General features: G+C 60.0%; 8 protein-coding genes and 1 tRNA gene. 7 read left to right on the top strand and 2 right to left on the bottom strand.

Annotation, left to right across the window (positions count from 1 at the left end):
* The coding region (locus NWQ23_RS00185) for a hypothetical protein (protein ID WP_306164168.1) at window positions 1-476 on the bottom strand (476 nt) is incomplete at its 3' end.
* A 49-nt stretch (window positions 477-525) separates the two neighbouring features.
* Entirely contained in the window at window positions 526-1,113 is a 588-nt protein-coding gene (locus NWQ23_RS00180) for a TetR/AcrR family transcriptional regulator (RefSeq protein WP_306164167.1), read from the bottom strand.
* An 87-nt stretch (window positions 1,114-1,200) separates the two neighbouring features.
* On the opposite strand from NWQ23_RS00180, the gene NWQ23_RS00175 reads away from it, so the two are divergent.
* From NWQ23_RS00175 to NWQ23_RS00145, 7 genes are all read left to right on the top strand, one after another.
* On the top strand, window positions 1,201-1,431 hold the full coding sequence (locus NWQ23_RS00175) for a hypothetical protein (RefSeq protein WP_306164166.1): 231 nt from the start codon (window positions 1,201-1,203) through the stop codon (window positions 1,429-1,431).
* Window positions 1,432-1,484: 53 nt separating this feature from the next.
* Window positions 1,485-2,771, top strand: coding sequence for a homoserine dehydrogenase (locus NWQ23_RS00170; RefSeq protein ID WP_306164165.1), 1,287 nt, complete (start codon window positions 1,485-1,487; stop codon window positions 2,769-2,771).
* 81 nt (window positions 2,772-2,852) lie between these two features.
* Complete coding sequence (gene glpX / locus NWQ23_RS00165) at window positions 2,853-3,818, top strand: class II fructose-bisphosphatase (RefSeq protein WP_306164163.1); 966 nt, start codon at window positions 2,853-2,855, stop codon at window positions 3,816-3,818.
* A 68-nt stretch (window positions 3,819-3,886) separates the two neighbouring features.
* Window positions 3,887-5,647, top strand: a complete 1,761-nt coding sequence (gene recJ / locus NWQ23_RS00160) for a single-stranded-DNA-specific exonuclease RecJ (RefSeq protein ID WP_306164162.1) — start codon at window positions 3,887-3,889, stop codon at window positions 5,645-5,647.
* A 65-nt stretch (window positions 5,648-5,712) separates the two neighbouring features.
* A tRNA-Glu gene (locus NWQ23_RS00155) sits at window positions 5,713-5,787 on the top strand.
* A 607-nt stretch (window positions 5,788-6,394) separates the two neighbouring features.
* A complete protein-coding gene (locus tag NWQ23_RS00150; protein WP_306164161.1) occupies window positions 6,395-7,264 on the top strand; it encodes a LysR family transcriptional regulator in 870 nt (289 codons plus the stop codon).
* Between the two features lie 109 nt (window positions 7,265-7,373).
* Window positions 7,374-8,060, top strand: a 687-nt coding sequence (locus NWQ23_RS00145) for an NAD(P)-dependent oxidoreductase (RefSeq protein WP_306164160.1), incomplete at its 3' end; no start/stop codon positions are given.

Raw genomic sequence — 8,060 nt, 5'->3', positions numbered from 1 at the left:
CTAGGCTTGATCATCAGAGCAATCTGCTCGGCCATGAATTTTGACGCACCGGCTGCGGTCACACCGCCGACACCGACACGGCGTCCGAAACGCCACCAAAGCCCCGGCGCCCATGCACGGGGCTTTTTGGTGTGCATGACCAGCGTAAAGCCGTTCGAGGGTTTAAACGCAAATGCCCCGCGCTCGACGCTGCGGATGTCATCAATCTGGGCCAGAACGGCACCACTGCTGTCTCGCAACTCTGTCTTGGTCAGTTCGATCACCATTGTCGTGGCACGGCGCAAGCGTTCTGCAAGCCACAGCATTGTCACGCCAAAGACCAGCATGAAAGCCATCCAATGCAGCGCGGGTGGCTGCACCAGCGTGACATAGACGACCAACGCGCCCAGCCCCAACAGCACGGCATAGGCAAATATCCGACGCGCAGGGGCGGCATGGACGCGCGCATAGACGCCATCTTCATCGGGTTGAAACATCGGTAATCTCCATCTCTGCAAGGGGCTTAGCGCAGTGCGTGGCAAAAGCCTAGGCAGTCACTGACTTGCGCACGAGATCCCAGTAAATTGTCGTGATTGTCTCGGTATCAAACTGACCGTCAGGCCGGTACCAGTTGCTTACCCCCGTCAACATCGCGATCAAGGCCCGCGTGGTCACCCGCGTATCCGCCATGGCGAAAACGCCCTCGGCCTCGCCGTCACGCAAGATATCTTCCAACACATCCTCATAGGCGCGGCGCATCCCTTCGATCACCGCGAAATTTGCGTCCGACAAATTGCGCAACTCCATATAGGAGACAAACACCTGATCAGGCCGCGGCAGATGAAATGCGATGTGAAACCGGGTGAACCCTGCAAGGCGCGCAAGCGCATCCCCCGCCAGATCAGCTGATCGCGACGCCGCCAGCAGTTCTTGCATATGGCCCTGCATCAAGTCGAAAAGCAGGCTTTGCTTGTCGGGCGTGTAATTGTAAAGCGCGCCCGCCTGCACCCCCACCTCTGCCGCGATCTGGCGCATAGAAACCGCCGCATAGCCATGCCGTGCGATCAGCCGCAGCGCCGCGTCCCGCACCCGCGGGCCGGTAATGTCCGAATGAGAGCCTTGCTTGCGTGCCATATCAGCCATTTAACTGAACGCTCGTTCATTTGGAAACCCCTCTTGTGTGGTTGCTCCTGTTGCCATCTGCCAGCTATGGTGCGGCCTATGCGTTACGCCATGCTCTTGCTTGTTTCCCTTTGTGCCTGTGCTGACTTTCCAGAACTGGAAGGCACGATCAGCGATGCCGCAAGACAAGCCCCCTACCCCCGATTGACCGCATTCCCAGTCGGGCCCGTTGCAACAGGCGCAGAAGAAGACGCGCTGCGCGACCGTATCGCCGCATTGCAGGCGCGCGCGGCGATCATCCGTCAAATTGACATCACCGCGTTGCAGTAGACACAGGGATTGGGTAGACCCTCCCTGACGCCGACAACGATGGAACAGACGCAATGACAACTCCTCTCCGCCTTGGAATCGCAGGTCTGGGCACCGTTGGTGTCGGCATTGTGCGGATTGTCCAGAAACACGGCGATTTGCTCGCAATACGTGCCGGTCGCCCGGTCGAGATTGTCGCTGTCTCGGCACGGTCGAAAACCAAGGATCGCGGGATCGATCTGTCCGGCTATCTCTGGGAGGACGACCCCGTCACGCTGGCCAAACGAGCCGATATCGACGTGTTCATCGAAGTCATGGGCGGCCATGAAGGCCCCGCCAAAGACGCCACCGAAGCCGCGATTGCCACCGGCAAGGATGTCGTCTCTGCCAACAAGGCCCTGCTCGCCATCCACGGCCAAGCGCTTGCCGAAGCGGCCGAAGCCGCGGGCCATGTGATCCGTTTCGAGGCTGCTGTCGCAGGCGGTATCCCCGTCGTGAAATCCCTGACCGAAGGATTGGCAGGCAATGACATCACCCGCGTGATGGGTGTGATGAACGGCAGTTGCAACTACATCCTGACCCGCATGCAAGACGCGGGCCTCAGCTACGCGGCGGTCTTTGATGAAGCCAACGCTTTGGGCTACCTCGAGGCTGACCCCGAACTGGATGTGGGCGGTATCGACGCAGGCCACAAGCTTGCGCTGCTCGCCGCGATCGCATTTGGCACGCAGGTTGATTTTGCCTCTGTCGAACTTGAGGGCATTGGCGCCGTCAGTATCGACGACATCCATCAAGCGGCCGATATGGGCTATCGGATCAAGCTTTTGGGCGTGGCCCAGATGACAGGTCGCGGGCTGGAACAGCGGATGTCGCCCTGCCTTGTCCCGGACACCTCTCCGCTTGGGCAGTTGCAAGGTGGCACCAACATGGTCGTGCTCGAAGGCGATGCCGTCGGGCAGATCGTACTGCGTGGTCCAGGTGCCGGCGAAGGCCCTACGGCGAGTGCGATCATGGGTGATGTGATGGATATCGCACGCGGCACGCGGCTATCGACATTCGGGCAACCGGCCAAAACACTGCGCAAGGCACGCGCGGCCCGCGCTGCTGTCCCCGCCCCCTATTATTTGCGCCTGCAACTGCTCGACAAGCCCGGTGCACTGGCCAAAGTGGCCCATGCCTTGGGCGAGGCTGGCATTTCCATCGACCGGATGCGCCAATACGACCACTCCGACACGACCGCCCCGGTTTTGATCGTCACTCATAAGACAACGCGCACGGCACTGGACGAGGCTTTGGCCGATTTCAAGGGCACAGGTGTTGTCACAGGGACACCTGTCGCGATCCGGATCGAGGCTGTCTAGCACCGGTTTAGCGCAAACAGTCTTGTGGCTGTTGCACTGACAGGCTTTAGGGGAAGGTGAGCCACCCAAAGGAGCCAACCCATGCCCAAAGCCGCCGATTTCAACGACCGTAACCTGTCACTCGGCCTTGCCCGTGTGTCTGAGGCAGCGGCTATTGCCTGCACACCGTTGATCGGGCGCGGTGATGAAAAGGCCGCCGATCAGGCAGCGGTAGATGCGATGCGCACGCAGTTGAACAAACTCGATATCGCGGGCGTCGTGGTCATCGGCGAAGGCGAACGCGACGAAGCCCCGATGCTTTATATCGGCGAAGAGGTCGGCACCGGAAATGGCCCCGGCGTGGATATCGCCCTTGATCCGCTCGAAGGCACGACACTCACAGCGAAAGACATGCCCAATGCACTGGCTGTTATCGCAATGGGGCCGCGCGGGTCGATGCTGCACGCGCCTGACGTCTATATGGACAAACTGGCCATCGGCCCCGGCTTGCGCCCCGGCGTGGTGACGCTGGATATGTCGCCGTCCGAGCGGGTCTCGGCCCTCGCAGCCGCCAAGGGTTGTTCGACCAATGACATCACCGTCTGCGTTCTGGAGCGCCCACGCCACGAAGAGATGATCGCCGAAATTCGCAGCACGGGGGCAGCCATTCGCCTGATCACCGACGGCGATGTGGCGGGCGTGATGCATTGCGCGGAACCTGACCTGACCGGCATCGACATGTACATGGGCTCTGGCGGCGCGCCCGAGGGGGTTTTGGCCGCGGCAGCACTCAAGTGCATGGGCGGGCAAATCTTCGGCCGCCTGTTGTTTCGCAACGATGACGAACGCGCGCGTGCGAAGAAGGCGGGCATCACGAACTTCGACCGCGTCTATACCCGCGACGACATGGTGACAGGCGACGTGATCTTTGCAGCCACCGGCGTGACCGACGGATCACTGGTGCCGGGGATCAAGCGCGAGATCGGCTTTGTGACCGCAGAAACCATCCTGATGCGTTCCAAAACGGGATCTGTACGGCGGATGATCTACCGCAATCCGGTGCGCTAAGCCCGCATGCGATATTTCCAAGAGAAGGGCGTGGCGCTGGCTGCGCCCTTTCTCTATTGTGCCTTCCTATGACGAACACACAAGATCATGCGTTTTTGGGCGTGAGCCACTCTGCCACCGGACGGCGCTGGGTCGGGCCTTCAGTCGAGGAGGACCGGCTGTCAGAGGCGATGGCCCAAGAAACCGGCCTGCCCGCCCCGCTTTGCCGGATTTTGGTGCGGCGCGGTGTTGTCGCACAGGATGCCGCCAGCTTTCTGGCGCCTACCTTGCGCGATCTTCTGCCTGATCCACACGAGTTGCGGGATATGGATGTCGCGACGAAGCGGTTCCTTGACGCTGTCAGCAAAGGCCAAAGAATTGCGGTTTTCGCCGACTACGATGTCGACGGCGGCACCTCGGCGGCTCTTCTGATCACATGGCTGCGCGAGATGGGTCTGCCATCGACCCTCTATATTCCCGACCGGATCGACGAAGGCTACGGGCCGAATGATGAGGCCATGACGGCCCTTGCCAAAGACCATGATCTGATCATCTGCGTGGACTGCGGCACGCTCTCGCACGGGCCAATCGCAGCCGCCAAAGGCGCGGACGTCATCGTGCTCGATCACCATTTGGGCGGCGAAACCCTGCCCGATGCCGTGGCCGTGGTGAACCCCAACAGGCAGGACGAATCCGGCGCTCTGGCGCATCTATGTGCGGCGGGCGTCGTATTCCTGATGCTGGTCGATGCAAACCGGCAGCTGCGCGAGGCAGGCCAGAAAGGGCCGGACCTGATGGCGATGCTGGACCTTGTAGGGCTGGCGACTGTCGCCGATGTGGCCCCGCTGGTCGGAGTGAACCGCGCCTTTGTGCGGCAGGGTCTGACCGTTATGGCGCGGCGCAACCGGATCGGGCTGACAGCGCTTTGCGATGTGGCGGGTCTGGACCAAGCACCCACCAGCTATCATCTGGGCTTTTTGCTGGGGCCGCGCGTCAATGCAGGCGGGCGGATCGGCAAGGCCGATCTTGGAGCGCGATTGCTGGCAACAAATGACAAACACGAGGCCGAGGCGCTGGCGGCAAGGCTCGACCAGCTCAACACCGACCGGCGTGAGGTCGAGGCACAGGTGCGCGATCTGGCGCTGGAGCAAGCCACCGCACGCGGGCTCGACGGCCCGCTTGTTTGGGCCGCAGGCGAAGGCTGGCACCCCGGTGTTGTGGGGATCGTCGCCGCGCGACTGAAAGAGGCCACAAACCGGCCCGCCGTGGTGATCGGGCTGGACGGGGACGAGGGTAAAGGATCGGGGCGCTCGGTCTCTGGCATTGATCTGGGGGCGGCCATTCAGCGGATAGCGCAAGAAGGGCTGCTGATCAAAGGTGGCGGGCACAAGATGGCTGCGGGTCTGACCGTCAAACGCGACCAGTTGGAAGCAGCGATGGATCGGCTCGGCGCTTTGCTGGCCAAACAAGGGGCAGCGGATATCGGTCCGGCGGACCTCAAGATCAGCGGCGTTCTGATGCCGGGTGCGGCCACGGTCGAACTGGTCAACCAGATCGAAGACGCCGGCCCCTTTGGCGCAGGCGCCCCTGCCCCGCGCTTTGCCTTTCCCGATTGCCAGATCCATTTCGCCAAACAGGTGGGTGCCAATCACCTTAAGATCAGCTTTGGCGACGGCTTGGGCGGCAAGATCGATGCGATCAGTTTCGGGGCCATGGACGGACCGCTGGGGCCGATGCTGGTGAACCACAATGGGGCACGGTTTCATCTGGCAGGACGGTTGGAAATCAACACTTGGCAAGGGCGGCAATCGGTCCAATTACGGCTCGAGGACGCGGCACCTGCGCACTGATAAAAAACCGCAAAAAGCCTCTTGCGCGTGATGCAGGGTTTGCCTAAAAGCGGCCCACCAACTGCGGTCCCTTCGTCTATCGGTTAGGACGCCAGGTTTTCAACCTGGAAAGAGGGGTTCGATTCCCCTAGGGACTGCCATTGGTCGCTTGCAATCGATTGTAGGCCTTGAGTTTTCAAGAAATCCCAAAAGTCACCCATCGTTTTTCCCATCACTGGGTTGGCTCTGCACGCGATAAACTCAAACGATGTCAGTCACACGCATGTGAGACGATTTGCTGCGATTTATCTCAGTGATCGATTCCCAAAGGTGGCTCGGTACAGCAGCAAGAAAGACCCGCATGCGACAGGGTGAGCGGCGCTGGGCGGAATAGACAGAATGTTAGCAGCCAATGGCAGAATTGTCGCAACCTCTCTTTTATGATCATGTTTTGCTTCAATCGTTGTGAAAGAAGGGCGGTCAGCAGACGTTCGCTTCAGTCGCATCAATGTCGGGGCAGCGAAGGACAGCTGCCGTTGTGTTACAAGAATAGTAGGTTTTGCTTTTTCGCTGAGGGGATGCACGCAATTATCTACTTTGTTCAAGGTATTGACCGTAACGAAGTTCCGTATGCTTTGTCCTCTGTGCTTTCCGAAGAGATACCTATCGTTCTTTGCGCAACTGCCTATCGAACAAGGCGAATGCGTGAATGACTGGACGACAATGCTACTTATTCTCTTATAGTGAGCCATGGACAAATTATCGGTCATGAAGGCTTTCTGCCGCATAGTCGAACGCGGCAGCTTTTCGCGCGCGGCAGATGACCTGGGTGTGTCAGCCGCATTGCTGAGCCGCGAGGTCAAGCTGCTGGAGGAAAGCCTTGCCACCACGCTTTTGACGCGCACGACGCGTTCCATGTCACTGACCGATCATGGAAGGCGTTTTTATGACGAGGCACGCGATATCGTCGAAGCGGTTTCCCGGGTTGAAGATGGGATCCGTGAAAGCGCCAATGCGGTGAGCGGCCCACTCAAGATCGGATGTTCGAATTCGTTTGGCGAGGCGATCATAGGGCCGATGTTGCCCGCATTCCTGTCAGAGTATCCCGACGTTCGTGTGACGCTGGCGCTTGAGGAGCGTGTTGTGGATGTCGTTGAAGAAGGCATCGACCTCACTTTGCGGGTCGGTGCCGTCTTGCAGGACAGCTCTTTGATCGGACGCAAGATCGGAACCTTTCATCAACGCCTCTTTGCATCACCCGCCTATTTGCAAGAACACGGTGCCCCACAACGTCCATCGGACATCACAGGTCATCGCGTCGCAGGTTTCCTCGTTGCCGATCACTTGCTGGAATGGACTTTGACGGGGCCTGATGGGACCGAAACAATCAGCGTCGATCCGACCTTGCGGATTTCCAACAGCATTGTTCTGTCAAATGTCCTTGCTGCAGGCTACGGCATCGGCCCCTTACCAAGCTTTGTGTCAAATGGCCCGGAGGCGCGGGGCGAGTTGGCACGGGTCTTGCCGGACTATGAGCTCCCGTCGCGAGACATTTATGCGGTCACCGCCTCGCGGTTCGGGATGGACGCGCGGGTCTTGGCATTTATCGATCACCTCCGCCGCGCATTGTCGGACTGATCCATTCTTAACACCCGTTAAAGAGTGATTTTCGGCGCAGTCGGTTATTCCCGTCGTCCGGTCCTTTCATCCTTTGGGCAATGCAACGCCCAAACTGAAAGGACTTCACATGAAACGCATTACCATCATCGGCATCAGCGGCAAACTGGGTCAGTACATGACCGAACACGCGCTTGCTCGCGGATACGAGGTGACCGGCGTGTGCCGACCGGAAAGCGTCGGAAAACTTGCGCGCTTCGCAGACAAGATCACGCTCGTACCGGGCAGCACGACTGACCCTGCCGTTATTCGGAAAGCGACTGAGGGCGCCGACGGCGTGCTGACGGTTCTTGTGCCTTGGGGCACGGACCGAATGGCTACCCGAATGGCCGAGGCGGTTCTCCAATATGCGCCGCCTACTGCACGACTGATCTTTTCCTGCGGCTGGCATGTCAGGCTGGACGCAACCGATCGCTACCCCCTGAAGGAACGCCTCAAGACCTGGTTTTTCGGGCGGATCGCGAAGGTATCGCGGCTGGCAGACATCGACGATCAGGAGGCGGCAGCCCGGCTTGTCTTTGCCACTGACAGGGATTGGACCATCGTGAGCGACTCTGATCTGGAAGAAGGCGAAAGCGAAGGTCTCCCAATCTGGTCCGACCATGTCGGGGACGCGGTTTTGGCCTCCAACCACACCCGCCGCACCGACTTTGCTCTCTTCATGGTCAACGCGCTCACCGACCCAGTCCTGTCCCGCCGGGCGCCGGCCATCGTCAGCCGCGCGGCGCGATCGGCGCGTGAACACAGGCAAGCATCC

It is taken from the genome of Yoonia sp. (genome assembly GCF_030731595.1).
Taxonomy (GTDB): domain Bacteria; phylum Pseudomonadota; class Alphaproteobacteria; order Rhodobacterales; family Rhodobacteraceae; genus Yoonia.
Note: the sequence above shows the minus strand (reverse complement) of the source record. Positions and strands in the feature narration are given on the sequence as shown.